The sequence below is a fragment of the Streptomyces sp. NPDC002133 genome, assembly GCF_040296405.1.
Taxonomy (GTDB): Bacteria; Actinomycetota; Actinomycetes; order Streptomycetales; family Streptomycetaceae; genus Streptomyces.
The window spans coordinates 15683-41207 of record NZ_JBEOXF010000004.1 but is presented as its reverse complement, the minus strand read 5'-3'; the positions used below and the strand labels follow the sequence as shown (position 1 = coordinate 41207).

General features: G+C 69.8%; 28 protein-coding genes and 1 pseudogene. 15 read left to right on the top strand and 14 right to left on the bottom strand.

The genetic code is table 11. The annotated features are described in order from the left end of the window. Positions 1-130 precede the first annotated feature (130 nt). Both ABT078_RS42605 and ABT078_RS06590 read left to right on the top strand, forming a co-directional pair. A pseudogene (locus ABT078_RS42605) lies at positions 131-1139 on the top strand (MFS transporter). A gap of 332 nt (positions 1140-1471) precedes the next feature. Beyond that, positions 1472-2572: a calcium:cation antiporter gene (locus ABT078_RS06590; protein ID WP_351224502.1), complete on the top strand. Its 1101-nt coding sequence runs from the start codon at positions 1472-1474 to the stop codon at positions 2570-2572. Here the strand turns inward: ABT078_RS06590 and ABT078_RS06585 are convergent. Continuing rightward, entirely contained in the window at positions 2562-4961 is a 2400-nt protein-coding gene (locus ABT078_RS06585) for a penicillin acylase family protein (RefSeq protein ID WP_351224500.1), read from the bottom strand. The genes ABT078_RS06590 and ABT078_RS06585 overlap by 11 nt on opposite strands. Positions 4962-5097: 136 nt before the next feature. On the opposite strand from ABT078_RS06585, the gene ABT078_RS06580 reads away from it, so the two are divergent. Further along, on the top strand, positions 5098-6597 hold the full coding sequence (locus ABT078_RS06580; protein ID WP_351224498.1) for an acyl-CoA synthetase: 1500 nt from the start codon (positions 5098-5100) through the stop codon (positions 6595-6597). Positions 6598-6606: 9 nt separating this feature from the next. Here the strand turns inward: ABT078_RS06580 and ABT078_RS06575 are convergent, their stop codons facing one another. Next, a complete protein-coding gene (locus tag ABT078_RS06575) occupies positions 6607-6789 on the bottom strand; it encodes a hypothetical protein (RefSeq protein ID WP_351225081.1) in 183 nt (60 codons plus the stop codon). Positions 6790-7237: 448 nt separating this feature from the next. Between ABT078_RS06575 and ABT078_RS06570 the strand changes: the two genes are divergently transcribed. Beyond that, positions 7238-7504, top strand: a complete 267-nt coding sequence (locus tag ABT078_RS06570) for a hypothetical protein (protein WP_351224496.1) — start codon at positions 7238-7240, stop codon at positions 7502-7504. Between the two features lie 211 nt (positions 7505-7715). Here the strand turns inward: ABT078_RS06570 and ABT078_RS06565 are convergent, their stop codons facing one another. Further along, entirely contained in the window at positions 7716-8198 is a 483-nt protein-coding gene (locus ABT078_RS06565; protein WP_351224494.1) for a DUF5994 family protein, read from the bottom strand. 290 nt (positions 8199-8488) lie between these two features. On the opposite strand from ABT078_RS06565, the gene ABT078_RS06560 reads away from it, so the two are divergent. From ABT078_RS06560 to ABT078_RS06535, 6 genes are all read left to right on the top strand, one after another. Further along, a complete protein-coding gene (locus tag ABT078_RS06560; RefSeq protein WP_351224492.1) occupies positions 8489-9058 on the top strand; it encodes a DUF5994 family protein in 570 nt (189 codons plus the stop codon). A 4-nt stretch (positions 9059-9062) separates the two neighbouring features. Next, entirely contained in the window at positions 9063-9290 is a 228-nt protein-coding gene (locus tag ABT078_RS06555) for a hypothetical protein (RefSeq protein ID WP_351224490.1), read from the top strand. Positions 9291-9376: 86 nt separating this feature from the next. Continuing rightward, positions 9377-9637, top strand: a complete 261-nt coding sequence (locus ABT078_RS06550) for a hypothetical protein (protein ID WP_351225048.1) — start codon at positions 9377-9379, stop codon at positions 9635-9637. A gap of 43 nt (positions 9638-9680) precedes the next feature. Further along, a complete protein-coding gene (locus tag ABT078_RS06545) occupies positions 9681-9953 on the top strand; it encodes a hypothetical protein (protein WP_351224488.1) in 273 nt (90 codons plus the stop codon). 320 nt (positions 9954-10273) lie between these two features. Then, positions 10274-11515, top strand: a complete 1242-nt coding sequence (locus tag ABT078_RS06540) for a PP2C family protein-serine/threonine phosphatase (protein ID WP_351224486.1) — start codon at positions 10274-10276, stop codon at positions 11513-11515. 255 nt (positions 11516-11770) lie between these two features. Continuing rightward, entirely contained in the window at positions 11771-13039 is a 1269-nt protein-coding gene (locus ABT078_RS06535; protein ID WP_351224484.1) for an ATP-binding protein, read from the top strand. A 40-nt stretch (positions 13040-13079) separates the two neighbouring features. On the opposite strand, the gene ABT078_RS06530 is transcribed toward ABT078_RS06535, so the two are convergent. The 9 genes from ABT078_RS06530 to ABT078_RS06490 form a co-directional block, all read right to left on the bottom strand. Beyond that, complete coding sequence (locus tag ABT078_RS06530) at positions 13080-13652, bottom strand: Asp23/Gls24 family envelope stress response protein (RefSeq protein ID WP_351224482.1); 573 nt, start codon at positions 13650-13652, stop codon at positions 13080-13082. Continuing rightward, a complete protein-coding gene (locus tag ABT078_RS06525) occupies positions 13649-14176 on the bottom strand; it encodes a DUF6286 domain-containing protein (protein WP_351224480.1) in 528 nt (175 codons plus the stop codon). The genes ABT078_RS06530 and ABT078_RS06525 overlap by 4 nt, the downstream gene beginning before the upstream one ends. Then, entirely contained in the window at positions 14173-14574 is a 402-nt protein-coding gene (locus ABT078_RS06520) for an Asp23/Gls24 family envelope stress response protein (RefSeq protein ID WP_351224478.1), read from the bottom strand. Before ABT078_RS06520 ends, ABT078_RS06525 begins: the two co-directional genes overlap by 4 nt. Beyond that, positions 14546-14755, bottom strand: a complete 210-nt coding sequence (locus ABT078_RS06515; protein ID WP_351224476.1) for a hypothetical protein — start codon at positions 14753-14755, stop codon at positions 14546-14548. Before ABT078_RS06515 ends, ABT078_RS06520 begins: the two co-directional genes overlap by 29 nt. Positions 14756-14914: 159 nt before the next feature. Beyond that, positions 14915-15409: an Asp23/Gls24 family envelope stress response protein gene (locus ABT078_RS06510; RefSeq protein WP_351224474.1), complete on the bottom strand. Its 495-nt coding sequence runs from the start codon at positions 15407-15409 to the stop codon at positions 14915-14917. Positions 15410-15495: 86 nt separating this feature from the next. After that, positions 15496-15828 (bottom strand): hypothetical protein, encoded by a 333-nt coding sequence (locus ABT078_RS06505; RefSeq protein ID WP_351224473.1) that lies wholly within the window; start codon positions 15826-15828, stop codon positions 15496-15498. Further along, positions 15828-16244, bottom strand: coding sequence for an Asp23/Gls24 family envelope stress response protein (locus tag ABT078_RS06500; protein WP_351224471.1), 417 nt, complete (start codon positions 16242-16244; stop codon positions 15828-15830). Before ABT078_RS06500 ends, ABT078_RS06505 begins: the two co-directional genes overlap by 1 nt. A gap of 63 nt (positions 16245-16307) precedes the next feature. Then, entirely contained in the window at positions 16308-16865 is a 558-nt protein-coding gene (locus ABT078_RS06495; protein WP_351224469.1) for an Asp23/Gls24 family envelope stress response protein, read from the bottom strand. Further along, positions 16856-17395 (bottom strand): RNA polymerase sigma factor, encoded by a 540-nt coding sequence (locus tag ABT078_RS06490; RefSeq protein WP_351224467.1) that lies wholly within the window; start codon positions 17393-17395, stop codon positions 16856-16858. The genes ABT078_RS06495 and ABT078_RS06490 overlap by 10 nt, the downstream gene beginning before the upstream one ends. 560 nt (positions 17396-17955) lie before the next feature. Between ABT078_RS06490 and ABT078_RS06485 the strand changes: the two genes are divergently transcribed. Both ABT078_RS06485 and ABT078_RS06480 read left to right on the top strand, forming a co-directional pair. Next, the gene (locus ABT078_RS06485; protein WP_351224465.1) at positions 17956-18690 is read left to right on the top strand and encodes a histone protein; all 735 of its coding nucleotides are present in this window, start codon (positions 17956-17958) and stop codon (positions 18688-18690) included. 6 nt (positions 18691-18696) lie between these two features. Then, on the top strand, positions 18697-19650 hold the full coding sequence (locus tag ABT078_RS06480; protein WP_351224463.1) for an SRPBCC family protein: 954 nt from the start codon (positions 18697-18699) through the stop codon (positions 19648-19650). Between the two features lie 519 nt (positions 19651-20169). Here the strand turns inward: ABT078_RS06480 and ABT078_RS06475 are convergent. Continuing rightward, positions 20170-20325 (bottom strand): DUF6131 family protein, encoded by a 156-nt coding sequence (locus tag ABT078_RS06475; protein WP_351224462.1) that lies wholly within the window; start codon positions 20323-20325, stop codon positions 20170-20172. A 658-nt stretch (positions 20326-20983) separates the two neighbouring features. Here ABT078_RS06475 and ABT078_RS06470 point away from each other — a divergent pair. Next, entirely contained in the window at positions 20984-21157 is a 174-nt protein-coding gene (locus tag ABT078_RS06470) for a CsbD family protein (RefSeq protein WP_351224460.1), read from the top strand. Between the two features lie 110 nt (positions 21158-21267). On the opposite strand, the gene paaK is transcribed toward ABT078_RS06470, so the two are convergent. Next, a complete protein-coding gene (gene paaK, locus ABT078_RS06465; protein WP_502981168.1) occupies positions 21268-22578 on the bottom strand; it encodes a phenylacetate--CoA ligase PaaK in 1311 nt (436 codons plus the stop codon). A 203-nt stretch (positions 22579-22781) separates the two neighbouring features. On the opposite strand from paaK, the gene ABT078_RS06460 reads away from it, so the two are divergent. After that, positions 22782-24308 (top strand): alpha/beta fold hydrolase, encoded by a 1527-nt coding sequence (locus ABT078_RS06460; RefSeq protein ID WP_351224458.1) that lies wholly within the window; start codon positions 22782-22784, stop codon positions 24306-24308. 146 nt (positions 24309-24454) lie between these two features. Further along, positions 24455-25483 carry an L-threonine 3-dehydrogenase gene (tdh, locus tag ABT078_RS06455; protein WP_351224456.1) on the top strand — a complete coding sequence of 343 codons (1029 nt, stop codon included), beginning with the start codon at positions 24455-24457 and terminating at the stop codon, positions 25481-25483. Positions 25484-25525: the final 42 nt, after the last annotated feature.

Below are 25525 nucleotides of genomic sequence, written 5' to 3'. Positions count from 1 at the left end.
CGCGTATTCAGCATCTGGTGGGCGCGCCGCCACGCGTGATCGCTGCGCTGCGATCGGGCGCCGCGTCGAACGCACCACGGCCCGGCTCGTTGTCGATCCTTCGCGTCCGTTGCCGCCCTATGCTCCTCGCATGTCCGAACCCACCGCTGACGAGCACTTATCGGTCCCGTTGCGCGCGCCGCGGCGGGACCGTAACTTCGGCTGCTTCTGGGCCGCGCAGACCCTCTCGGTCGTCGGGGACTCCTTCGCCCTGATCGCTCTGCCGCTGCTGGTGTTGCGCGAGACGGGGTCCGTCGCGCAGATGGGCCTGCTGACCGCCGTGGCCGGCGCGGCCTCGGTCTTCGCCGGGGTCTTCGCGGGGATCGTGGTGGACCGGCTGGACAGAAGGATGCTCCTGATCGCCTGCGATCTCGCCCGCATGGCGCTGTACGCACTCATTCCGCTGATCTGGGCGTTCGGCCCGCAGATCTGGCTGCTGTATGCGGTGTTGCCCGCGGGAAGGCGGGGCGGCTCGGCACACCGTGTGGAAGGACTTGCTCGCCGGCGTGTCCTTCCTGCGGCGACATCCGGTACTGCGGGCCCTGACCGTCTGCCTGTCCTTCTTCAGCTTCCTGACACTCGGCATGAACGACCTGCTCATCTATCACCTCAAGCACGATCTCGGCCGGAGCGACGACACGGTCGGTACCGTCTTCGCGGCCGGGGCGATGGGCACCATCACCGGAGCCCTGCTCGTGGCCCCGGTCCGCCGAAAGCTCGGCTTCGGCGCCACGTGGATCGGCGCCGTGGCGGTCTGCGGCATCGCCCTCGCGGGCATCGGCTCGGCCCGGAGCGTGCCGGGCATCGCGGCCCTGACCGCCGTCTTCCTGGGCTGTGTCGGCGTCGCCGGGACCTGCTCCATGTCGCTGCGCCAGGAAGTGACCCCCGACCACTTGCTCGGACGGGTCACTTCGGCGTTCTGGACCATCCACTACTCGGCGGCTCCGCTCGGAGCGGCCGTTCTCACCTGGGCCGCGCAGCGCCACGGCACGGCGCCGGTGGGCCTGGCCGCCGGAGCGGGCTGTCTGCTCTTAGCGGTACTGGCGCTGCTCACCCCGGTCCGCAGTCCCCGTCCGGAGCGTTCGCACGGTCCTGCCTGACCGCCTGCGCCATGCTCTGGGCGGGCTGCCCCGTGGCGGCATCTCCGACGCGCCCGTCTCGACCGTCTCCCGCGCCGACACCCTTGCCGAACGGCGCGGCCGGCAGCCCTTCGCGGGCCTCCAGGTCCCCCCTGGGCCTCACCCCGTCGCAGGTCGCCCTCGCCTGGACCCGGGCATGCTCAGGCGCACTGCATCCCGCTGCGGAGACCAGGCCCTGGGTGTTCGGCGCGAGCAGCGCCCGGCTCGACGGGTGCTGACGGACCCTCGGCGGGAGGCCCCTATCGGCGCAGCAGCCCGCGCGGCCCGCTCGGGCTCCTGGCAGCGTGGGCCGCATGTGGACCGGCACGAGAGCGCTCATGGCACGGTGGACCACCTGGGCGCCGGTCGCCGCCGCGGTGGCCCTTGTGCTCGGCTGGGGGCGCGCCCTCCCGGCCTTCGCCGTCGTGGTCGTCGCGCTCTGCCTGGTCGGCGCGGTGCTGGCGGCCGTGCATCACGCCGAGGTCGTCGCGCACAGGGTCGGCGAACCGTTCGGCTCCCTCGTGCTCGCCGTCGCCGTGACCGTCATCGAGGTCGGCCTCATCGTCACCTTGATGGCGGGCGGCGGCGCGAAGGCGTCCACCTACGCCAGGGACACCGTCTTCGCCGCCGTCATGATCGCCTGCAACGGCATCGTCGGACTGTCCCTTCTGGTCGCCTCTCTGCGCACCCGCATCGCCGTCTTCCACGCCGAGGGCTCCGGCGGCGCACTGGCGACCGTCTGCACCCTGGCCACCATGACCCTGGTGGTTCCCACCTTCACCACCAGCCGGCCGGGCCCCGAGTTCACACCGGCCCAGCTGGCGTTCGCCGCCGTCGCCTCGTTGTGCCTGTACGGGCTCTTCGTCGCCGTACAGACCGTCAGGCACCGCGACTACTTCCTGCCCGTCGTCCGGGACGGCCAGGAAACCGACCCCGACGAGCACGCTCCGCCGCCCGCGGTCCGCCAGACCTGGTGGAGCGCCGCGCTGCTGTTCGTGGCGCTCGTCGCGGTCGTCGGTGACGCCAAGGTCGTCTCGCCCACCATCGAGGAGGGCGTGGAGTCGGCGGGGCTGCCGACGTCCGTGGTCGGCGTCGTCATCGCGCTCATGGTCCTGATGCCCGAGACCCTCGCCGCCGTGCGCGCGGCACGCCGGGACCGGATGCAGACCAGCTTCAACCTGGCCTACGGCTCTGCCATCGCCAGCATCGGACTGACGATCCCGGCGATCGCGCTCGCCTCGGTGTGGCTGCCGGGCTCCCTGATCCTGGGTGAGGACGCCACCCACATGGTGCTCCTCGCGCTGACTGCCGTGGTCAGCGTCCTCACCCTGGTACCCGGCCGGGCCACGCTGCTCCAGGGCGGCGTCCATCTGGTGCTGTTCGCCGCCTTCGTGTTCCTGTCGTTCAGCCCCTGACGCGTACCACTTTCAGCTGCGGCGAGCGCAGGATGTCCTTCTCGCAGAAGCGCGCCGTCACCCAGCGTCCGTCCGCGTACAGCCCGGTCTGGTCGCTGTAGTGCGGCGACACAGGGTTCGACGACTGGGAGTACGTCAGCAGAGTGCGGGCGTCAGGGCACGGGCCGCCGTTCCAGCCGACCGCCTGGATGTGGCTGGAGCCGTGCGCGACCTCTGCGTACCCGCCCGCGGCCGGGCTCCAGACCGGCTCGATCTTGTTCCAGATGCCCAGTGCCTCCGTACCTCCGTGAACGGGGATGCGCGTGCCGTTCCTTACCACGAACTGGGCCGCACCCAACGGCGCGTCCAGCGGGATCCCGGCGGCGCGCAGCTCGGCCACCGCTTCGGTCAGGGCCTTGGCGAAGCCGGGTGACGAGGTGTTCAAGGTGTGGGGCGTGCGGACCGGGTCGGCGGCGGAGAACGGCACCTTCCACTGCTCGGCCGACGGCACCGACGCCGTGAACCTCCGCCAGAAGCGGTCGAAGAGCAGCGCCCCCCGACTCGAGGTGTTCACCGTACGGTCCCAGCCCGCGAGCACCCCGCACGCCTCGGTGTCCTGCGGCAGCACCGTGGGGCAGGCCTTCGCCGCGTCGGCCGCGGCCAGATCGCCGGCCGGCGCACGGTTCGCGAACTGCTGGCGCTGCAGGTCCGTGACCTTCAGCCGACCCTTCGCCGCCATCGCCGCGACATCCTCGATCGCCCCGCGGGTGCGCAGCGAGCGAGGCGTGGCGATCGTGCCGAAGACCCGCTCGTAGCCGGTCAGCGGCCGGTCGGCGTTGGTCAGCCAGGCGCTGTCGTTGGAGTTCTCGGCGTACGGGGCGTCCTTCAGCACCGGCATCCTCGACGGTCCGAAGATCCCCGGCTGCACCGCGTCCGGGTCGGTGCCCATCGCACAGTCCGCGCGCGCGCCGTCGAGCACGGCCACGCCCGACGCCGGATAGGTGACCTTGCCGAGCGGCGTCGAGCAGCGCGCGACCAGTTCGTCGGTGAGGCGCGGAAGGACCTGCGCCTGGGCGAAGAGGGAGTGCCCGGAGGAGTCCGCCGCGACGGTGTTGACCCATGGAAGGCCCTGCGTGCGGCGCAGCGTCCGCAGGATGTCGTCGGTGGAGCGGGCGCGGCCGAAGCCCAGCGCGGTGTCGGAGCCGCGGAGGTTGGCGGCGTTCGGGTCGTTCAGCGCGTACGCGGTGGTCGTCGTCCAGGGCAGTGGCAGCGAGGCGCCGAGCGAGGTGACGACCGGTCCGTACCGCGTCCACCACTGCGTCCGGGTGATCGCGGGACCGTCCGTCACCGGCACGGTGACGGTACGCCGGGTCATCCGCTCCGGCTTCCCGTCCACGAGATACGCGGTCGGGTCGGCCGGATCCAGGGTCAGCTGGTGCAGATTGAGCGTGACACCGGTCGCGACCGTGTGGCTCCAGGCGACCCGGTCGTTGAAGCCGATGTTGACCACGGTCGTGCCGAGCAGCGAGGCGCCCTGGACGTTCAGCACGCCCGGGATGGTCTGCTGCGACTGCCAGAAGCGGCGGCCGCCCTGCCACGGGTAGTGCGGATTGCCGAGCAGCAGACCGCGCCCGTTCGCCGTGGTGCCGCCGCTGAAGGCGACCGCGTTCGAGCCCATGTCGGCACTCTCGGCGGCGAAGAGCTCGCGGGCGGCGCGCGCGGTCGCCGCCGGGTCCGTCGCCGTACGCGGGGCGCCCGCGGCGGCGGCGCCCGCACCCGGCGGCTGAGCGGCGGTGATGCCCTCGATGCCACGCCCCTGCCCGCCCAGCACCGATACGGCGAAGCCGCGCCGGGCCACGTCGAGCGTGCTCACCGGACCCACCCAGGCCGCTCCCGCGCACCCCGGATCGGTGATGCGGTTCTGCTTCAGCCAGGCGTTGTAGCCGGCCGCCCAGCCGTGCATCAGCTCCTTGACCTGCCTGCTCGGGCCGGCCGGCGCGGGCGCGGCGAGCAGCTTCTCGACCGTTCCCGCGTTGCGTACACCCCGGAAGTAGAGATCGCTCGACAGATTCCTCGTCGCGGACGACAGCGAACCGTCCGGCGCCGCGTCCGGGCCGAAGTGGCGTGACCGCTCCCCGCGTACGGTCACGAAACCGTCGGCGAGGGTGCACACCTGATCGGCCGCCTGCGCCCAGCCGGTGCCGAAGCCGAGGTCCGCCCAGTCCTTCGCGACGATGTGGGGTATGCCGTACTCGGTGTACCGGATGACGGCGGACAGCCCGCCGCCCGAGGGACGGTGCCGGTCCTGGTCACGGGAGCCGGCGGCCGCGGCGGGCGGCAGTGAAGCGGTGGCGGTGACCAGGGCGAGACCCGCCAGGACCAGGTGTCTCAGACGCGTGCGGAAGAGCAACGTGCCTCCCAAGAGGGCTGTGGTGAAAGCCGGTTGGTACATGCACGCAGCACGGACCCTCCGTGTCAACATCCCGTTCGGTATCCGTGTGTGCGACATGCTTGACCCGTGCGGCGGCGCCGCCCAGGATCCAGCCATGGCAGTCACGGATCGTCTCCTCAGCAGCACCGTCGACGGCGTCCTGCGCCGTAGCGCCCGGCGCACCCCCGACCGCACCGCCGTCCACTACGGCGACCGGTCCTGGACCTACGCCGAGCTCGACCGTGCCGTCAGCACCGCGGCCGCCGTGCTGAGCGAGCACGGACTCGGCGAGTACGACCGGGTCGCGGCCTACGGGCACAACTCCGACGCCTACCTGATCGCCTTCCTCGCCTGCTCCCGCGCCGGGCTCGTGCACGTCCCGGTCAACCACAACCTCACCGGCGAGGACCTGGCGTACATCCTGCGCCAGTCCGGGAGTTCCCTTGTCCTTGCGGACCCAGGCCTCGCCGAGCGTGTCCCGGAGGGCTTCGCCGTGCGGCCCCTGCGCGACAGTGAGGACTCCCTGCTGACCGCACTCGCCGAGCCGCGGCCGTACGACGCCGACCGGGAAGCCCAGCAGCTCGTCCAGCTGCTGTACACCTCCGGAACCACCGCGCTGCCCAAGGGCGCGATGATGACCCACCGGGCGCTGGTGCACGAGTACGCGAGCGCGATCGAGGCGCTCGACCTCCGGCCGGACGACCGGCCGGTGCACTCGCTTCCGCTCTACCACTCCGCCCAGATGCATGTGTTCCTGCTGCCGTACCTCGCCGTCGGCGCGGAGAACACGATCCTCGACGCGCCGGACGCCGCACGGATCTTCGACCTGGTGGAGGCGGGGCGCGCCGACAGTCTCTTCGCGCCGCCCACCGTCTGGATCGGACTGTCCAACCACCCGGAGTTCGCCACCCGCGACCTGAGCCGCCTGCGCAAGGCGTACTACGGGGCGTCGATCATGCCCGTGCCCGTACTCGAACGGCTCCGGGAGCGACTGCCGGAACTTGCCTTCTACAACTGCTTCGGCCAGAGCGAGATCGGTCCGCTCGCCACGGTGCTCGGGCCCGCCGAGCACGAAGGACGGATGGACTCGTGCGGGCGTCCCGTCCGCCACGTCGAGGCGAGGGTCGTCGACGAGGACGGCAAGGACGTCCCGGACGGCACCGTGGGAGAGATCGCCTACCGATCGCCGCAGTTGTGCGAGGGCTACTGGGACAAGCGCCAGGAGACCGAGGAGGCCTTCCGCGAGGGCTGGTTCCGCTCCGGTGACCTCGCCGTCCGTGACAGCGACGGCTACTACACCATCGTCGACCGGGTGAAGGATGTCATCAACTCCGGGGGAGTGCTGGTCGCTTCACGACAGGTCGAGGACACTCTCTACACCCATCCATCGGTCGCGGAGGCCGCGGTCGTCGGGCTCCCGGACGACCGCTGGATCGAGGCCGTCACCGCCGTCGTCGTTCCGCGCGACAACGTGACGGAGGACGAGATCCTGGCCCACGCCCGTGAGAAGCTCCCCCACTTCAAGGCCCCGAAGCGGGTGCTGTTCGTGGACGAACTGCCGCGCAACGCCAGCGGGAAGATCCTCAAGCGGGAGCTGCGCGACCGGTTCGCCTGACAGCCGGCCTCACGGGCCGGGCGGATACGGCAGCGCCTGCTGCGGAAGCCCGCCCATCGGGGGCATGCCCGACCGCATGACCTGCTCCAGGCTCCGCAGGGTCTGCTCGGCCTCCCGGCGTGCTTGGGCGGGCACGTCACCGCGCTCCGTGACGAGCCGGTCGTAGATCGGCGCCTCCTGCCACACAGTCAACAAGCCTTTCCTCAAAACGATTTCCGCTCCCCCGGAACCGAGAGCAGCTGCCGAGCTTAGCCGGTCGTGGGTGGGCGGTCCGTAACCGGCCTGCCGCGTCAGCGGGACCGGGCCGCGAACGCTGCGGTGGCCGTGTCGCCCGGATCGGTCCCCTCGTCGGGAAGCCGCCGGAGCCCGAAGCGGCGCACAAGGCCGGCCTGCCCGCGTCCGAGCGGCGGTGAGGCCAGGTGCGCGCAGGACCGGCGACGCCGCGAGCTCCGGTGGCGGGAGCGCCGTCATCGCCGGGTCGCAGCGGATCCGAATCTTCACCGCCGGGGCTGTCGGCCCCGGACCACAGCCGGCCTCGGCCGACGACGTACACCCCTCGAGGAGCTCGGTCGGCCCGTTCGGCCGCGGTTGGCTTGCGCGCCTTGTCCGGTCGCGGTGCTGTTCATGCGGGTGCGTGCCGATGTCCGAGGCATCGGTGGCACAGACTTTCAGCCATGAAGGCGGAAGGACGGAGCATGCCCATATCCGGATCCTCCAGGACCGGCCGCCGGCGTTGTGCCGCGGCCGTTGCCGCAGCGGTGTCCTGCTCCACGATGTTCACCGGGCCGGATATCGCCGCGGCCGGCGCGCCGTCACCACCGGTGCAGGACACGCCCCCTTCGCCGCATCCAAGCCGCAAGGCGGCGTCACCACCGGCGGCGGCGCGATGGCCGACATCGCCTCCTGAGGCCGGCTCGCGGCGACTCCCCTTGTTCGGGAGGTACGTCTGCGCCACCGACCGGTGATTCCCGCCAAGGCCGGCCTCGGCCGAGGCGGCATCTGTCAGGGGGCTCCGACGCGCGAGCGGGGCGACGGGACGCGGAAGTGCGGTGATCAACGTGGTGGCGCGTGCCAGATGCGTGCGGCATCGAGCGGGGAACCACGGCCGACGGGGGCCGTCAGATCGGGTGCGCTCGGCCGGTGCCGGTGTCGATGAGGATCTGATCGGCCTGGCTGACGTTGTCGGCCCGGACGGCCCTGGCCATTGCCGCGCGTGCCGCGTCAGGCGTCGCATCCGGTGGAACCACCAGCAGGGAGAAGTGGTCCCGGTCGCCTCGGGTGATGAGGACGGTGTCGTCACCGACCGGGAAGGAGTCGATGTGCACGACCCGGTCGTCGACAATCAGTCGTGTGGGCAGTTCTTCCCAGGCGGCGGTGTCGAGGCCGACGCGCGTGACAGGTCCGAGGTGCTCGGTCAGTGCGCTGATCAGGCCGGGAAGCTCGGCGCCGATGTCCCGCGATCGCGGCCACCAGGCACCGTCGAGAATTCCCTGACGGGTATGTGTCGTCTCCAACCGCAGGAGGGCCGTTCCAGGCTTCACGACCTTGTGGATCGCGTCCGGCAGAAGCTTCGATTCACGCGGGGTGTCGGCGTCGGACATGGTGCTCACCCGCCTGCGGGGTTCGGCGTACGTTTGCTGATCGCCTGGGATGTCCCCCGGCGGCTGCCGGTTTCACCGTACTCCGTGTGGCGATCCCCAGGCCTACCCACGCGCCATCCATGGCTTGGTTACCGATGAAATCCCTGGTGACGCACGAGTTCAGCGGGCCGTCCCCGCAGTACAGTGGAGGCACCGGGAGTATTTCGCACACCGGCTCCCATGCCGGTGCCGCTCGCGGCGAGCAACAACACCGGGACGTCGAAGACGGGCCCCGGGGACAGGTTCGCGCCATGACCGCGACCATCGACCGTACGAGCATCAACGAGCGCGTTCCCTCACCACCGGCCCGCCTGTCTCTGACCCCGGCCGGGTCGGGTCCAGGCCTTCTGGACGGCGCCTGGTGGCCTCGCTCCCGCGATCTTTCCCGTGAACTGCCCGCCCTGATGGACGTGCTGGACGCGTGCTGGGGACGGATCACGCGTGTCACGGTGAACCCGTCGCACTGGCCCGTGATCCCGCGCAAGGTGCCCGTGGCGGGGCATACGGTGCATGTGGGCTGGTTCAAGGACGAGCAGGACCCGCATAAGCTGATCCTTCTTTCCCGCACCGCAGGCCGCTGGGACCTGCTGGTGATCCCACCGGAGACTGGTGCGGCCGCTGCCGCCCGGCTGATGTCCGCCGCAGCCACCCCCGGCAGCCTCCTCACCGCCAGCGCGCTGATGGCGCGCGAGGCCGTCACCCGTGACGCGAGGGAGACGCTGAATCGGGAAGAGGAGTGGGAGACCGAAGGCGGGCACGCCTCAGCGGCGGCCGGGAACCCGGACCCGACCGGGCGCCTGAGTTCCGCCCGAGGGATGTAAGGACATGGACATCGCCATCACCGTGTCCGTGATCATCGCCATGATCATCATTGGAGTGCTGTGGATCCGTCTGCTCAATGGGCAGCACGACGAACGGATCGCCGCGTTCCGCTACGGCGATGCCATGCCGGGAGTCAGGCGACGGAGCCGGAAGGTCCGACGGCCGTCAGGACCCGCCGGATCACCCGCCGCCACTCCTCGCCCCAAGGAACCCGACGAGGGTGCCGGATGACGCAGACCTTTCTCCTGACCGGGGGCGGTGGGTGCGGCGCCACGGCGCCCGCCCACCGGCACATCGCCCCGATGAACGAGGTCACCATGAAGCCACCGGAACCACCTTCGGGCGGGTGTACCGAGGTACGCATCGTCGCCGCGTCTCCCGAGGCCGCCCGTCGGGTCGCAGAGGTACTCCGCCGTTGCTTCGCCGCCACCGAACAGCGCAGCTACCCCGCCGGCAGCGACGGCGGAACCCGCCTCCACCTCACTGTGGACACCACGCACACGGCAGAGCCGGCGCGGTCCTGGCTGGAAGCCACTCAGTCCTCCGAGCGGGACCTCACGCAGACGGACGAGGTCTGAGGCGAGGGCCCTCGACGGCGCCCAGCACGAGTCGGCGGCAATCATGGCAACACTCCACGAGCGGAAGCGCTACCGCGAAGCGATTATGAAAACCCTGTACGAGGCCACGGAAGGCAATCGCCTCCTCGGCATCACCGGGGCCAAGCTGCACGACGACCTCCAGGTCCCCGAGCAGGATCTGGCCGCCGCTTGCGCCTATCTGGTCGGCGAGGGACTCATCACCGTCGACTGGGCACAGGGAAATACACCCGCGATGGTCACCCTGACACATCAGGGAATCCGGCTCATGGAGGCCCAAGAGGAGGAACGCGGGTGACACGGGCGCTGAAGCCCTGTCCGACCAAGGACCGCATTACCCAAATGATCCCTTCTGCCGGAAAAGCGGCACAGGCATAGCATGGTCAGTGGGCCGGTGCACTCTCACGTGCGACCGACCCGGAAGGGCGGCCCCGGTGTGTATACGCCGGGGCCGTTGCGCACTGTCGGCGCGACGGCAGGGAACGGGCGGATTCCGGTGCACAAGGCGGCCGAGCATGTACGAAGCCGAGCAACGGGCTGCCAGATGTCCGACCCGTCGGAGGTAGCCGGCCCAGCAGGTGAAGGCGAAACCAGGCGGGTGGGTGAAAGGACATTGCTATGGCGGAGGGTGATCAGCAGCCCGGCAACGGCGCGGTGGACCGGTCGGAGGGATTCGGTGAGCGGCTGCTGGGAGTGCTGCTGGACCGGGCACACGAGATGCCGCCGCAGCTGATCGCCCCACTGATCGCGGAAGAGGTGGCCAGGGTCGGTGGCCGGGACATCTTGATCCTCCTGCAGGACTACGCACAGCTCCTCCTTGTGCCGCTGCCCGGCAGGGGGCTGGCCGTCGGTGAGCCCGAGCCGATCGGTGCCTCCCACGCCGGCACGGCCTTCCTGCGTGCGACCACTGTCGAGGTCCCGCAGGCCGACGGCGTCCGGATGTATCTGCCGCTGCTGGACGGCAGCGACCAGGTGGGAGTGTTGGCCCTCACCCTGGGGACCGTCGATGACGACGACCGGCGCCTGCTGCGCAGGCTCGCCGGCCTGATCGCCGACATGCTGGTCACCAAGCACGGCTACACCGACCAGTTCTTCCTCGCCCGGCGCCGCGAACCCATGAGCGTGGCCGCGGAGATCCAGTGGTCGCTGCTACCGCCGCTGGCGATGTCCGTCCCGCAGGTCGCGGTGGCAGGAATCCTGGAGCCCGCCTACAACGTCGCCGGCGACAGCTTCGACTACGCCCTCAACGACGACATCCTGCACGTGGCCGTGGTCGATGCAATGGGCCACGGCCTGGACGCGGCCACGATGGCCACTGTCGCCGTCGGTGCTTACCGGCACGCCAGACGTGCCGGCATCGGCCTGTCCGAAATCTACGCGTTCATGGACCGGGCCATCGCCGAGCAGTTCGGGCCCGAACACTTCGTCACGGCGCAGATGATGCGCCTGAACATCACAACGGGCCACCTGCAGTGGGTCAACGCGGGCCACCCCGCGCCCCTGCTGATCCGCAACCACCAGGTCCTGCGGCAACTGCGGAGCCCGACCACCCTCCCGGTCGGCTTCGGCGGTGAAGAGCCCCAGGTCAGTGAGCAGGTGCTCCAACGCGGCGACCGGGTGCTGTGCTTCACCGACGGCCTGATCGAGGAGCACGAGGCCGGCGAAGAGCAGTTCGGCGAGGAACAACTCATCCACTGGGTCAACCGCATCGAGCAGGCAGAGCAGGGAGTGCGGGCGGTGGTGCGCTCGCTCTCCCATGCCCTGAAGCAGGAACGGGGCGGGAGCACCAGTGACGACGCGACCCTCTTCCTTATCGAGTGGCGCGGGGGCGCCGCCGACCACCTCGCCGTCCTGGAGTGAACCGGCTGCGTTCCGGCAGGGAGCCCGGGCAGTGGCCCGCTCCCTTTCCCTCACGCTCACGCGCGCACGAGGCGCGATCATGACCGACGATGCAACGCTCCTCCTGACCGGGTGGCGCGGCGCCACCACCGATGATCCGACGACCTCGTGATGGAGCAGCTTTTCCCCAGCAGATCGCCAGGTCCCCAGGGTCCGGTCGTCACACCACTGGTGGCAGCTGATGATGGGAGTACGGCCAAGTACGCGGAGCTGATCATGACGGGTTGGCTTATCAGGGACTACTCCCAGGACGATCTCGAGGCGGTGATCCGCGTCGACACGGAGAGCGGCACGACCGGAGAGCCTCCCCTCTTCCCGCTCTCCGACGCCGTAGCAGCCCTCCAAGCCCTCCATCCGGCCGTGGTGGCCATGGCTAACGATGTGATGGTCGGCGCCGCGGTGAGCAGACTGGAGGGCGACCGGGCGTGGATCCTGCGCATCTGCATGGCGCCCACCTGGCGGCAACGAGGTCTCGGCAGTGCTCTGATCACGGCCCTTGAGCACCGCCTCTTCGCCGGCGGCGTCCGCGCGGTGCATGCGGCCCTGCCCGAGGGAGAGACCGGTGCCGCCGCCCTGCGCAACTGCGACTTCGACGCCCGCTCGGGCCTGGTCTTCTTCGAAAAGCGCGGGCCCGTGACTCCCCAGGCGATCAGCATGCTGTCCTCGCTCGGAGCGGAGCTGCCACCCGGGGGGCTGTGGCAGAAGGTCGCGGGCATGCGACGGGAGAAGCAGCTCATCGAGCGCCGCCTGGTCCTGCCGCTGGCCCATCCCGAACTGGCCGCCCAGCACGGAGTGGAGCTTCCGCACGCGGTCATGCTGTTCGGCCCGCCAGGGACGGGCAAGAGCACCTTCGCCCACGCGATCGCCAGCCGTCTGGCGTGGCCCTTCCTCGAACTGTTCCCCGCACGCCTCGCCGCCGAGTACGGGTTGGCGGCCGGGCTGAACCGACGCTTCGACGAGATCGCCCAGCTCGACCACGTTTTGGTCTTCATCGACGAGGTCGAGGAGGTTGCATCCACGCGCAGTGGCGCGGACACGACCGCGGTCGGGGTCGTCAACGAACTGCTCAAGGCGATCGTGCGGTTCCGGAGCCAGGACGGGCGGCTGCTCGTCTGCGCCACCAACAACGTGACCACGCTGGACTCGGCCTTCCTGCGGCACGGTCGCTTCGATTACGTCATGCCCATCGGCCCTCCCGACCACAGCGCCAGGGCCGCGCTGTGGGGGAGCTACCTGGCACGGGCGGGCGCGGAGGCCGACAGCGCGAGACTCGCGTCCGCCAGCGAGGGGTTCACCCCCGCCGACATCGCCCACGTCGCACGTACCGTCTCGCAGGCCCAGTTCGAGCGCACCTTCGACAGCGGAACCCGGGCCCGCCCCACCACGGACGACTACCTGAACACGATCCGTGAGACCCAACCCACGGTCAGCAGTTCCATGGCCCAGGAGTTCGCCGACCAGAGCGAGAGGTTCGCCCGTATCTAGAGTCCCCGGCCGGTAGGACCCGGCCATGCCGATCCCAGGGCTAGTGTGCGCGGGCGCCGGTGTGGGTGGTCAGGCGGTACTCGACGGTGAGGGGGAGGGTGTCGAGGTCGAGTGCTTGACGGAGCCGGGGCAGCCCGTGGGTGTTGAGGTGATGGTTGATGGTGGTCAGATCACCGCCCTGCTCGGTGTTGATCACCAGTGCGAGGGCAGGGTTCTCGCGGGTTCCGGCGAGCGCGGCGCGGGCGTGGTGGACGCCGGGGTAGGTGGTGACTTCACTGAGGAACGGGGCGGTGGCAGTGTTCGCGGCCAGTTCGGTACTGCCCTGCTCGGAATTCTGCTCGAGGTGCCAGGTGTGGGTTCTGGGGCGCCGGGCAAGTTGCACAGCGAGCCAGCGCAGCATGACCAGGCCCAGAACGATGGCACTGGCGGCGGCGACCCACAGTACCCAGGTGGATGGGTCAGCGGCGGCAGGAATGAGTGCGGCGCGCGAGTCGAGGAAGGCGAGTTGTCCGAAGTGAGCCGCCACGGCGAAGGAGCCCGAGCCCAGCAGGACGACACCGAAGACGGCGAGCAGGGCGCGGTTGAGGCGGGCCGGGCGGTTGAGGCTGGTCATGGTGCGTTCCTGGTGGCACGGAGCTGGATCTTCATTGCCGGACGGTTGAGGGGGGCGACCTGGTCGAGGCGCTGATCGAGCGCACCGCGGACGGCATCGGTGAGCCCCGCGGTGTTGGTCCGGTCGGTGCGGATGCGGGCGACGATCGTGCGGCGGCCCAGTTTCAGCTTCGCTCGGGTGACCCCGTCGACAGTCGCGGCGGTGTTCTGCAGGGCGTGGCGCAGGCTGCGCCTTGTGACGCCGGCGTCCATGTCACCGGTGAGCGGCAGGACTGTCGGCCTTCCCGGCAGGAGGGCCGCGAGCAGCAGGAGCAGCCCGAGCAGGGCGCATGTGCCGCCTGCGATGAGGGGGGCGGTGTCGTTCCAGTGGATGCTGTGCAGGGTGCCGGTGACGGAGCGGTAGCTGATGATCGGAGTCCGGCCGATGGCCAGCTGAATGGCGACGATGGCGACCAGGACGCAGGCGGCCAGCAGGACCAGCGCGGTGAGAGTGGCGGGGATGGTGCGGCGGGGTCGGCGTTTCATAGGACTCTCCTGGTGGGGGAGTCGGGAACGCGCAGTGCGGTGACGGTGATGTCGACACGGGCCACGGTCAGACCGGTGAGGTCCGCAACGCGGCGTACCAAGCATGCGCGGGCGTCCTCGGTGGTGCGGGCGACGGATTGTGGATAGACGACGGATAGACGAACATCGAGCGTGGCAACTGAGTGGCCACTGACCTTTGCGGTGACCCGGGCCGAGTGGTCGGCATGTTCTCCGGGGGCCGTTATCCCGAGTATCCGGCCGGCTGTTCCGCCGATGTGCTCGACTTCGGTCAACACCCGGGTGGCGATGCGTTCCACGGCGCGGTCGGAGATCGTTGTGGTGCCGCGCTGCGCCGCATCGGCCTCGGCCTCACCTGACGGGGCGATCACGGTGTTCATGGAAGTCGCCCCTGTCACGGCCGGTCAGCTGGGCGAGGTCGAGTTCGCCGTCGAGGTAGCGCCCCACCAGCAACCCGACCGCCCCGAGAACGAGCACGATGAGGAAGGCGTCGAAACCGCCGAACGCGGCAGCGAGGCCGAGTACGAGCCCTGTCAGCAGCCCCATCTGAGTGGACGTCATGTCAATTCTCCTTACGTCGCCCTGACGGTGCGCCGTGCGGCGACGAGTCGGGACGTGCGAGGTCGCGGGGCCTTCGCGGCGTGGACGCATGGGTGAGGTCCCCGTACGCACCGCGGTGTTGCACGGCGTCCTGCGGGCGCCGCCGGGGCCTGGCGGCAGCTACTGGACGCGGTCGCCGGTACCCTGACCGTCACTGTCGTCAGCGGCGATGTGTACGTCATTGACGTTGATGTTGACCTCGACGACTTCCAGGCCGGTCATCTGCTCGACGGAGTCGATGACGTTGTTGCGGACGTCCTGGGCCAGCTCGGGTATGGACACCCCGTACTCGACCAGCATCTCCAGGTCCACGGCCGCCTGCTTCTGGCCGACCTCGACAGAGACGCCCTGTCCGGCGCTGGCCGAGGCTCCGGGGATTCGCCCCTTGACCGCGCCGAACGCCCGTGCCGCTCCGCCACCCAGCTCGTATACGCCGGGTACCTCGCGGGCGGCTATCCCGGAGATCTTCTGGACGACGACGTCGGCGATGGTGGTGGACCCCTGCCCGGAGGCTTGTGCCGGGGAAGCTCCCGATGTGTCGGTGGGGCTCTTGGCCGCGTCAGCTGTGGCGAGAGCGGAGTGATCGGCACTGTTCGTGGTGGCCGGGTTCGTCATGGTGTTTTCCTCGGTTCCTGGATCCGGACGAGTTGCGCGCTCGTCACACCTGAAGGACCCGTGGCAGCAGAGAACGTCATGGCCCCTCACGCGCCGGCGTCACTCGCGACATCGAGATGGGTGAGGGCGGCGGCATCGATGTCGGTGACGACGAGGCGCAGCCGGGCGTTCGTCCACCGGGTTCCCCTCAGGGTCGCGTGTAGGGCGGCCTCCGCTTCGCGCAGCACCGGAGGAAGGGGGAGGGTGAGGGCGACGACGCGGATCTCGATGAGTTCGTCGTCGATGCCAACGGCCAAGGTGTCGAGGTTCCACGGCACGCGTGAGCCGATGTGGGTGGTGGAGGGGGTCGCTGGGCGCAGGCCCCGGATCCTGCCCAGGGCGGCCAGGAGTGAGCGGGCCATCTCTGTTCGCGGTGTCATCACGCACCGGTCCCGTACGTGTCGATGTCCATGACCGACACCACGACGGCCTGCGGGGTGAGGCCCGTGGCATCGCCGACCGCGCGCGTGACCTCGCGCTGTACGGCCCGGGCCACGGCCCCGGCCTGGTCCTGCCCGGAGGTGACCAGGTCGATGGACACGCGCAGGGTCGATGGCCCGGCGGAGTGGTCGCCCATGGCCGTCACACCTTCGGTCGGGGCCGGGGTGAGGCCGTTGATCTTCTGGCGTGCTGAACGAGTCATCCGGGAGGCAAGCCCGGTCAGGCCGGGTTCGAGTCGCACCACACCGGGGACGCCGACAGCGGCTCGGGCGGCGACTGCGGCGATCACGGGCTCGGCGATGACCCACTGGGAGCGGGGAACCCTGGCCTTGTCGTCCGGCACGGTCGTTGTCATAGCGAGCACCAGGTCCTTGTGCTTCAGCCGGTCTCAACGGTCTGCTGCCCGATCCCCGGGGCGTCATGCGTCGTAGAGGTCCTCCACGGTCAGGTCCAGACGCACCAGGGTCATCCCGATCCGTGCTGCGGCGGCTGCTCGGACGCGCTCGCGGACCTCGTGGACGGCGTTGGCGGAAAACCTGCGATAGGCCACCGCGATGCTCATCGCCACTTCCATCGCGCCGTCGGTCTCCGTGACGGTGATCCGGCAGCGACGCGCGCGCACACCGTCGACGGAATCGGCGGCGCGTCGCAGCACCGCGGCGACCGCTTGTTCGCTGATGAGCACCCCGCCCGGCTCCGGGGTGGGCAGCGCGAGCATGTGGTGACGGCGGACCTCGGCGCGCACCGCGGACATGATCCGGCCGGTCAAGCCCAGCGGAGGCCCGGCCTCCTCCGAGGCCAGCCTGCCGGTCACCTCCTGCAGGATCACCAGGCACTGCCGAGCGGCAGAGCAGTACTCGCAGGTGAGCTCATGGGCGTCGGCCACGCCGGTATCCATCGGATCGAGCCGTTCCCACACCGTCTCGACAGAGCGGCCGCACGACAGCATGTAGCCCTGGGCGTCGCTCATTTCCATGGGGACATCGCCTCCGCCAACTGCGCTCGAGCGCGCGCGATGCGTCCGCGTACTGCTGTCCGGGTCGTGCCCGTGGCTCGCGCGATCTCCTTATAGGGGCGCCCGTGAACTTCCCGCAGTAGCCAGCAGGCCCGCTGCTCGGGTGTCAGCTGCGTCAGAGCGGCTGCGAGCGCGATCAACTGCTCATTGACCTGCGCCGCCCGCTCAGGCGATCCAGCCGCCTCGGCGGACTCGCGACTGTCCAGGTCGGCTTCGGCAACTGGTCTGCGTGCTCGGATGAGGTTCAGGCACCGGTTGGTCGTCGTCCGGTAGAGCCAGCCCACGAAGGCCGCGTCGTCCCGTAGCTGCCCCAGTCGCCGCCAAGCGCTCAGGAACACCTCTTGCACCACGTCCTCGGCGTCGCCACGGTTGGAGAGTATGTGGAGTGCCAAGCGGTACATCGGCCCCTGATAACGGCGCACCAGCACTTCGAAGGCGCGTACGTCGCCGTCACGGGCGCGGACCACCAAGGTGGCATCATCCAGTGCCACCTCCGGAGCCGGGGAGGCGGGTTGTGAACCGGCGGGCTGTGAACCGACACCGGCAGGCGACGTCACCTGCACAACCTCCCTGCGCCAGGCATGCTCTCGGGCCTTCTCTGCTGGAACACCGGCCGAACCGCGGCGGGCACTAGAAGGACACGACGGCCGCGCCATCGTCACGGCGGCACATCAAGCATCTGCCGCCCACGGCTCCGCTGCAGCAGTCGGCGCTGACGTCCAGCGACCGGAAGCTCCGCCTCCTGCCGCAACGGGCCGCCTCCGCGGCAGGAGGCAGAGCTTCTCAAGATGCGACCGGCACGATTCGGGCGAGACTGGTGAATACAGGACCGGCATTGAGCGAGGGCTCTCGTGCCGAGGCGACCGCCCGTCGGGGCCGGAATCGCCGGGCTGTGGATGGCCGGCCCCACACCGAAGCGAGCGGGACCAGGTTCCCCCTTCGTTGCGCTCCTGAATTCGGCCGCAGTGGCTGTTGTTGGGGGAGACCACTGGCAGCAGCACTTTGCGCGGCACAGGCGGGTCCCCGAGGGAACGATGAAGGTGACGAGCGCATGGACGATCAGACCAAGTTGGCTCTCGCCGCGGCCATTGCCGGCGGTTACGTGCTGGGCCGTACGAAGAAGGGCAAGCTCGCCCTGAGCGTGGGGACGTATCTGGCGGGCAGACGGTTCGGTCTCGAGCCGCGCCAGCTCGCTGCCGAGGGAATGCGCAGGCTGGGGGAGATCCCGCAGGTCGCCGAACTACAGGACCAGCTGAAAGGAGAGTTCCTCGACGCCGGGCGCAAGGCAGTGACAGCTGCTGCCACTCGCGGCATGGGGACTCTTGCGGACACACTCCGTGACCGCACGGCCGGCCTCGGCAAGAAGGAAGAGGAGGAGCCGGAGGAGGAGTACGAGGAAGAGGAAGAGGAGGAGCCGGAGGAGGAGTACGAGGAAGAGGAGGAGCCGGAGGAGGAAGAGGCGGAGGAAGAGGAGGAGCCGGAGGAGGAAGAGGCGGAGGAGCCTGAACCCGAGCGCCCGCAGCGCCGGAGAAGCTCCCGGAAGCCGGCTCGGCCCGACAGGGGTACCGCGTCCAGGCGCGAGAGGGCCCCCTCGGCCCGCAGCTCTTCCGGGGCAGGGGCGAAGGAGCCATCCCGGAGGAAGAAGACCTCTGCGACGAAGCCGGCCGCGAAGAAGGCAGCCCCAGCCAAGAAGTCCGCCACCAGGAAGCAGGCCCCCGCAAAGAAGGCGGCATCTTCAGGGCGGGCGGCGAAGAAGACATCCAAGCGCGCCGATCGCCGGAGGTAGCCCACCATGGCCGGGAAGGAGACGAAGGAGTCCGGAGCGGCCGGACTGCGTGAGGCGCTCTCGGGTTTCGTCGGTTCACAGGTCGAACGGCTCGCGGAGAAAGCCAGTGACAAGCTCACTGACGTCACCGATCAGCTCACCGATGTCGCCGACAACGGCGGGTCGCTACTCAAAGTCGGCTCGCGCATCCTCGGGGGTGAATCCCCCGTGAAGGCATTCTTGTCCGAGAAGGCCAAAAGCCTCAAGGACAGCGTCGTGGACAAGGCCAAGGAAGCGTTCGGCGGCGGAAAGGGCAAGTCCGGCGGCAACAAGAGCATGAACATCATCGAGGCACTCGACGTCGGTGTACCCCTTCGCACGGCCTACGACCACTGGACCCAGTACGAGGAGTTCAGCAGCTTCACCAAGGGGGTTCGCAGCGTCTCGATGAGCGACGAGATGACCAGCGACTGGAAGGTGAAGGTCGGCCCCTCCTCCCGCAGCTTCAAAGCGACTGTTCAGGAGCAGATCCCGGACGACCGGATTGCTTGGACCTCCGAAGGAGCAAAGGGCAGCACCAAGGGCGCGGTCAGTTTCCACGAACTGGCTCCGACGCTGACGCGGATCGTCCTGGTCGTGGAGTACTACCCGTCCGGGTTCTTCGAGAAGACCGGAAATCTTTGGCGGGCCCAGGGCCGCCGGATGCGGCTGGACTTCAAGCACTTCCAGCGGTACGTCACTCTCACCGACGAGGAGCCGGAAGGCTGGCGCGGCGAGATCCGGGACGGCGAAGTCGTCATGTCACACGAAGAGGCACTGGAAGAGGAAGAAGCAGCAGAGGCCGAGGACTCGGAGAATGACAGCGAGTACGAAACCGCGGAAGACGAAGACGGCGATGCCGAGGACGAAGAAGAAGCTGCGGAGGAAGACGAATGGGAGGACGAGGACGCCGATGAGGACCGGGAGGAGCGATCCCGGTAGGAGTGAGACACGGGACCGGGCGGCCTCAACCACACCGTGACGGCCCGTCCCTGTCGAGCCGTTGGGAGCCACCGGTCCAGCGGAGGTGAGACAGCGGCCCTCGAGGGCAGAGCACCGAACCATGCTGACGACGGCTGCCTTGCACGGCCCGGGCAGGACCCGGGCCGTGCAAGGCAGCCGTCGTCCACGTCGGAGGGCGGACTTGTCTCCGCCGATTCCGGGGACGATCCGCAGACGGTGGGGAATTGGGCTGTCGTTCCAGCCCGCCCTGCATCTCATGACTGCAGGAGCCGACGGCCACCTGACGTAGATGCGACCACACGGCCGGTCTCCGTTGGTTGGTCGGAGGCGTAGCGAGCCGGCGCAGGGCCGGAGCTTTCCGTCAGCTGAGGGATGTGGCTCGGTGGGGCGGTTCACAGCGTGACGGTTCTGGACCAGGCCGTGCTGACCCGCATCGCTGCGCTGAGACGTTGTCGCCGACATGTTCAGCCGACTGCCCTGACGGAAGTGCCGCGCGGGCTACCAGTAGTGCCGTCGTCCGCCGACCGCGTGTCCTACGGCGCCCAGAACCCACAGCACAACCCCGATCGCGACCAGGATGATGCCGATGGTCCAGAGAATATCGATGCTGGCCAAGAGGCCGATGATGAGCAGAATGACTCCGAGGATGATCATGACGACCTCCGGTGCGCGGGACGTCCTCTTCGGACGCCCCCTCTCTCCTCACGGCTTTCCGGCTTTTCAGGGGGCAAACGCGGATCTCGCCCTGACCAGCGTGTGCGCCTTTCGGCAGCTGCATGCCGAATGGCCGACCGACGACCTCTTTCCGGTATCGGACTGCATCGGCAGGCCCCCGCGTAGCTGTGCCGGGACTCAGGGCAGAACAGGAGAGTCTTTTTCCTGGCCGCGCCGAGGCGGCTGCCGCTCTGCCGGGGCAGCACCAATTCGCGCCACCTGGCGGCCTGACATGACCGCTCCGACTGCAGGCAGAAGAATTTCCGTATCGTCGGCGGTACGCGTGTATGCACCCCGAGATACAGGCAGAGGCGGGGGCACGCCCCAGCAGCCGAAGCCGTCCCCGCCATCACGGGGCGACAGGCCGAGCCGGCACGAGGGCGCTCAGCATGGCCAGCACCGACTGCCGCGGGGAACAGCAGGCAAAGGACTCCGCCGCGACGGGTGTGGGCCCTCAGGACCCGCCCGGCAAGCCGCGTTAGTTTTCTTGATCGCCGCGGTGGCCATCGGCGTGGTCGGCGTGATTGCGTTTGAGAGCCGTTTTTCGGGTGAGGTGGAAGTTATCACTGAGTTTTGAGGGAAATGGGATGTGAGTGTCGTGGCCAAGAGCGAGAAGGCGAAGGCCAAAGCGGAACAGGCCAAGGGCAAGGTGAAGGAGAGCACCGGCCGGGCGGTAGGCAACGAAGGTCTGACGGCCAAGGGTCGCGCCGAGAAGGCGAAAGGTGACCTTCGTCAGGCCAAGGAGAAGACGAAGGACGCCTTCAAGCACTGATACGGGTTCGGCGGATCCGCCGTCGTGGCCTGGGCGGGATGACAGAGCAGCCGGCGCGAGGGAGACGGGCCCCGAACAGGGGCCCCTCTTCGTTCACCCGCTCTCGCGTGTCAGCCCCGCAGGTCCACGATGCGCTTGATCTTGCCGACCGACCGCTCCAGGGTCTCCGGATCGACGACCTCCACCGCCACCGACACCCCGATGCCGTCCTTCACGGCCGCCGCGATCTCCCGCGCGGCGGCCTCTCGTTGGTCCGGCGACGCCTCGCCGCGCGCTTCCGCACGCACCGTCAGCGCGTCCATCCGGCCCTCGCGGGTCAGGCGCAGCTGGAAGTGCGGGGCGACACCGGGTGTCCGCAGGACGATCTCCTCGATCTGGGTCGGGAAGAGGTTCACCCCGCGCAGGATGATCATGTCGTCGCTGCGCCCGGTGACCTTCTCCATCCGCCGGAACACCCGCGCGGTTCCCGGCAGCAGCCGCGTGAGGTCCCGGGTGCGGTAGCGGATCACCGGCATCGCCTCCTTGGTCAGGGAGGTGAACACGAGCTCGCCCTCCTGCCCGTCCGGCAGCACCTCGCCCGTGAACGGATCCACGACCTCCGGGTAGAAGTGGTCCTCCCAGATGTGCAGGCCGTCCTTCGTCTCCACGCACTCCTGGGCCACGCCCGGGCCCATGACCTCGGACAGTCCGTAGATGTCGACCGCGTCGATCGCGAACCGCTCCTCGATCTCGCGCCGCATCTCCTCGGTCCACGGCTCCGCGCCGAATATCCCGACCTCGAGCGAGGTCGACCGCGGATCGACGCCCTGGCGCTCGAACTCGTCGAGCAGCGTCAGCATGTACGACGGCGTCACCATGATGATCTCGGGCCGGAAGTCCTGGATCAGCTGGACCTGGCGGGCGGTCATCCCGCCCGACGCGGGGATGACCGTGCAGCCGAGCCGCTCGGCCCCGTAGTGCGCGCCGAGGCCGCCGGTGAACAGTCCGTATCCGTACGCCACATGGACCTTGTGCCCGGGCCGCCCGCCTGCCGCGCGGATCGAGCGGGCCACGACGTCCGCCCAGGTGTCGAGGTCGCGGTCGGTGTAGCCGACGACCGTGGGGCGGCCCGTCGTCCCGCTGGAGGCGTGGATGCGCCGTACCTGTGACTGCTCCACCGCGAACATCCCGAACGGGTAGTGATCGCGCAGATCGGCCTTCGTGGTGAACGGGAAGCGCGCGAGATCGTCGAGCGAGCGGCAGTCGTCGGGGCGCAGCCCGGCCTTGTCGAACGACTCCCGGTAGAAGCCGACGTTCTCGTACGCATGGCGCAGGGTCGCGCGCAGCCGCTCCAGCTGCAGGGCGCGGAGCTCGTCGCGGCCGAGTCGCTCGCCGGCGTCCAGCAGGTTCGGCAGGTCCGGCAGGTCCGCCTGATCCGTCATACGGATGACTCCCGTGTCACTCGCAAATCGGACGACCGATCATTCGGTCGAGCTGTTCGGGATCAGTAATCCAGCCGCCCGCCCGGGCGTCAAGACCTCCGGCAGGCCGCGCCGCGCCAGGGCGAGTGCGCCGACGGCGCGAGCGGCGGGCGCATCCGGGCAATCCGTTGGCGTGTTCCCGGGCGCCCGGAGAGGATCGACGTATGCCGATCATCAGTGCGCCGGACGGGACCTCACTCGCCTACCACGTCGAAGGGGAGGGGGAGCCGCTGATCTGTCTGCCGGGCGGCCCGATGCGGGCCTCCGCGTACTTCGGCGACCTCGGCGGGCTCACCGCGCACCGCACGCTCGTCAAGCTCGACCTGCGCGGTACAGGCGATTCCGCGGTGCCCGCCGATCCTGCCACCTACCGCTGCGACCGGCTCGTCGACGACGTCGAGGCGCTCCGCGCACACCTCGGACTCGACCGCGCCGACTTCCTCGCGCACTCGGCGTCCGGCAATCTCGCCGTGCTGTACGCCGCTGCGCACCCCACCCGCGTGCGCTCGCTGACCCTCGTCACCCCGAGTGCCCGCGCCGTTGGCGTCGTGGGCACCGACCAGGACCTCCGCGACGCCGCGGCCCTGCGCCGCGGCGAGCCGTTGTACGACGAGGCGCTGGCCGCCCTGGAGGAGTACTTCGCCGGGCGTGACCCGCACGAAGTGTGGGCCGCCGTCGAACCGTTGATGTACGGGCGCTGGGACCGTACCGCCCGGGAGCACGCCGCCGCCGACGCGCACCAGGCCAACCCGCAGGCGAGAAGCGCCTACTACGCCGACGGCGCCTTCGACCCGGCCGCCACGGTGAAGGCCCTGACGGCCCTGGAAGCCCCGGTCCTGGTCCTCGCGGGCGAGTACGACGTCGATCTCACCCCCGCCCGCGCCGCGGAGGCGGCCGCGCTCTTCCCGCACGCCGAGGTGGCCGTCCAGGCGGGCGCGGCGCACTACCCCTGGCTGGACGACCCCGGAGCATTCCGCCGCACCGTGGCCGCGTTCCTCGATCCGGACGTGCGCAGCGTCACGACGCCCGACGGCGTACGCCTCGCCTACCGCGTCCGGGGCGCGGCGGAGGCCCCGCCCGTCGTGCTGGCCCATGGACGAGGCGGCAGCGCCCACGAGTGGGCCGGTATCGCGGAACAGCTCGCCGCCACCCACCGGGTGTACGCCCTCGACTTCCGCGGCCACGGCCTCAGCGACTGGCCCGGCGGCTACGGCTTCGACGTCTTCCGCGAGGACCTGCGCGCCTTCATCAGGGCCCTGGGCATCGAGGGCACCGCCGTCGTCGGCCACTCGATGGGCGGCATCGCCGCGTACCTGCTCGCCGCGGACGCGCCGTCGCTCGTCGGCCGGCTCGTCGTCGAGGACGCCCCCGCGCTCTTTCCGCTGGACCCGCCGCGCCCCATGGCCGAGCGGCCCGAAGACGACACCGACTTCGACTGGCCGGTCGTCCCGGCCACCGACGCCCAGCGCAACGCCCCGGACCCGGGATGGCGGGAGGCTCTCGGCGCCGTCACCGCACCGACCCTCGTCATCGCGGGCGGCGCGACCAGCCACGTCAACCAGGAGCAGCTGTCCTGGCTCGTCGAACAGATTCCCGATGCGCGGCTCGTCACGATCGACGCGGGCCATCTGATCCACGAGACCAGGCCCGCGGAGTTCCTGGCCGTGATCAGGGATTTCGGCCTCGCGTGAAGCTCCGCTGTCGACCCGCTTAAGAAATCCTCGATGGACTGAACGCTCCCGGGTCGGCAGATTGGTGTGCGTCCATCGACCCGCACCGGCGCACCCGAGCCGTTGTACCTGGTCAGCAACGCCCCGCCATGCCTGGAGCCGCACTCATGAAGGCACTTGTCAAGCAGCACGCCGAGCCCGGGCTGTGGCTCATGGACGTACCCGAGCCGGAGTACGGCCCGGGCGACGTGCTGATCAAGGTGCTGCGTACCGGCATCTGCGGAACCGACCTGCACATCCGCTCCTGGGACGGCTGGGCCCAGCAGACGATCGACACGCCCCTCGTCATCGGCCACGAGTTCGTCGGCGAGGTCGCCGCGATCGGCGCGGACGTCCAGGACATCGCCGTCGGCGACCTGGTCAGCGGCGAGGGCCACCTCGTCTGCGGAAAGTGCCGCAACTGCCTGGCCGGCCGCCGCCACCTGTGCCGCAGCACCATCGGACTCGGCGTCGGGCGCAACGGCGCCTTCGCCGAGTACGTCACCCTGCCCGCGTCCAACGTGTGGGTGCACCGCACCGAGGTCGACCTGGACATCGCCGCGATCTTCGACCCCTTCGGGAACGCCGTGCACACGGCGCTGTCCTTCCCGCTCGTCGGCGAGGACGTACTCATCACCGGCGCGGGCCCGATCGGCGTCATGGCCGCGGCCGTCGCCCGGCACGCCGGCGCCCGCAACGTCGTGATCACCGACGTCAGCGAGCCGCGCCTGGAACTGGCCCGCAAGGTCGGCGCCACCCTCGCCGTCAATGTCGCCGAGACCGACATCGCCGAGGCCCAGCGCACCCTCGGTCTGAAGGAGGGCTTCGACATCGGCCTGGAGATGTCCGGCCGGCCAGAAGCGGTGCGCGACATGATCGACAACATGACGCACGGCGGCCGGATCGCGATGCTCGGCCTGCCCGCGCAGGAGTTCGCCGTCGACTGGTCGAAGATCGTCACCTCGATGATCACGATCAAGGGCATCTACGGCCGCGAGATGTTCGAGACCTGGTACGCGATGACGGTCCTGCTGGAGAGCGGCCTGGACCTCGGCCCCGTCATCACCGGCAGCTACGGCTACCAGGACTTCGACGCCGCCTTCGACGAGGCCGCCACCGCCCGCAGCGGCAAGATCATCCTCGACTGGACCGCCTGACCCTCCGGCCCGGCCCGCAGTCACCCCTCGAGCTCGCAGCCA

What these genes read in the sequence shown, in the direction of transcription:
- ABT078_RS06550 (WP_351225048.1), top strand. Translation starts at nt 9,377, where the DNA reads ATGAAGCCACCGGAACCACCTTCGGGCGGGTGTACCGAGGTACGCATC.
- ABT078_RS06530 (WP_351224482.1), bottom strand. Translation starts at nt 13,652, where the DNA reads ATGACCAGCCTCAACCGCCCGGCCCGCCTCAACCGCGCCCTGCTCGCC.
- ABT078_RS06540 (WP_351224486.1), top strand. Translation starts at nt 10,274, where the DNA reads ATGGCGGAGGGTGATCAGCAGCCCGGCAACGGCGCGGTGGACCGGTCG.
- ABT078_RS06510 (WP_351224474.1), bottom strand. Translation starts at nt 15,409, where the DNA reads ATGACGAACCCGGCCACCACGAACAGTGCCGATCACTCCGCTCTCGCC.
- paaK (WP_502981168.1), bottom strand. Translation starts at nt 22,578, where the DNA reads ATGACGGATCAGGCGGACCTGCCGGACCTGCCGAACCTGCTGGACGCC.
- ABT078_RS06520 (WP_351224478.1), bottom strand. Translation starts at nt 14,574, where the DNA reads ATGAACACCGTGATCGCCCCGTCAGGTGAGGCCGAGGCCGATGCGGCG.
- ABT078_RS06500 (WP_351224471.1), bottom strand. Translation starts at nt 16,244, where the DNA reads ATGACAACGACCGTGCCGGACGACAAGGCCAGGGTTCCCCGCTCCCAG.
- ABT078_RS06495 (WP_351224469.1), bottom strand. Translation starts at nt 16,865, where the DNA reads ATGGAAATGAGCGACGCCCAGGGCTACATGCTGTCGTGCGGCCGCTCT.
- ABT078_RS06475 (WP_351224462.1), bottom strand. Translation starts at nt 20,325, where the DNA reads ATGATCATCCTCGGAGTCATTCTGCTCATCATCGGCCTCTTGGCCAGC.
- ABT078_RS06525 (WP_351224480.1), bottom strand. Translation starts at nt 14,176, where the DNA reads ATGAAACGCCGACCCCGCCGCACCATCCCCGCCACTCTCACCGCGCTG.
- ABT078_RS06570 (WP_351224496.1), top strand. Translation starts at nt 7,238, where the DNA reads ATGTCCGAGGCATCGGTGGCACAGACTTTCAGCCATGAAGGCGGAAGG.
- ABT078_RS06505 (WP_351224473.1), bottom strand. Translation starts at nt 15,828, where the DNA reads ATGACACCGCGAACAGAGATGGCCCGCTCACTCCTGGCCGCCCTGGGC.
- ABT078_RS06590 (WP_351224502.1), top strand. Translation starts at nt 1,472, where the DNA reads ATGTGGACCGGCACGAGAGCGCTCATGGCACGGTGGACCACCTGGGCG.
- tdh (WP_351224456.1), top strand. Translation starts at nt 24,455, where the DNA reads ATGAAGGCACTTGTCAAGCAGCACGCCGAGCCCGGGCTGTGGCTCATG.
- ABT078_RS06515 (WP_351224476.1), bottom strand. Translation starts at nt 14,755, where the DNA reads ATGACGTCCACTCAGATGGGGCTGCTGACAGGGCTCGTACTCGGCCTC.
- ABT078_RS06535 (WP_351224484.1), top strand. Translation starts at nt 11,771, where the DNA reads ATGACGGGTTGGCTTATCAGGGACTACTCCCAGGACGATCTCGAGGCG.
- ABT078_RS06555 (WP_351224490.1), top strand. Translation starts at nt 9,063, where the DNA reads ATGGACATCGCCATCACCGTGTCCGTGATCATCGCCATGATCATCATT.
- ABT078_RS06545 (WP_351224488.1), top strand. Translation starts at nt 9,681, where the DNA reads ATGGCAACACTCCACGAGCGGAAGCGCTACCGCGAAGCGATTATGAAA.
- ABT078_RS06560 (WP_351224492.1), top strand. Translation starts at nt 8,489, where the DNA reads ATGACCGCGACCATCGACCGTACGAGCATCAACGAGCGCGTTCCCTCA.
- ABT078_RS06565 (WP_351224494.1), bottom strand. Translation starts at nt 8,198, where the DNA reads ATGTCCGACGCCGACACCCCGCGTGAATCGAAGCTTCTGCCGGACGCG.
- ABT078_RS06480 (WP_351224463.1), top strand. Translation starts at nt 18,697, where the DNA reads ATGGCCGGGAAGGAGACGAAGGAGTCCGGAGCGGCCGGACTGCGTGAG.
- ABT078_RS06485 (WP_351224465.1), top strand. Translation starts at nt 17,956, where the DNA reads ATGGACGATCAGACCAAGTTGGCTCTCGCCGCGGCCATTGCCGGCGGT.
- ABT078_RS06580 (WP_351224498.1), top strand. Translation starts at nt 5,098, where the DNA reads ATGGCAGTCACGGATCGTCTCCTCAGCAGCACCGTCGACGGCGTCCTG.
- ABT078_RS06460 (WP_351224458.1), top strand. Translation starts at nt 22,782, where the DNA reads ATGCCGATCATCAGTGCGCCGGACGGGACCTCACTCGCCTACCACGTC.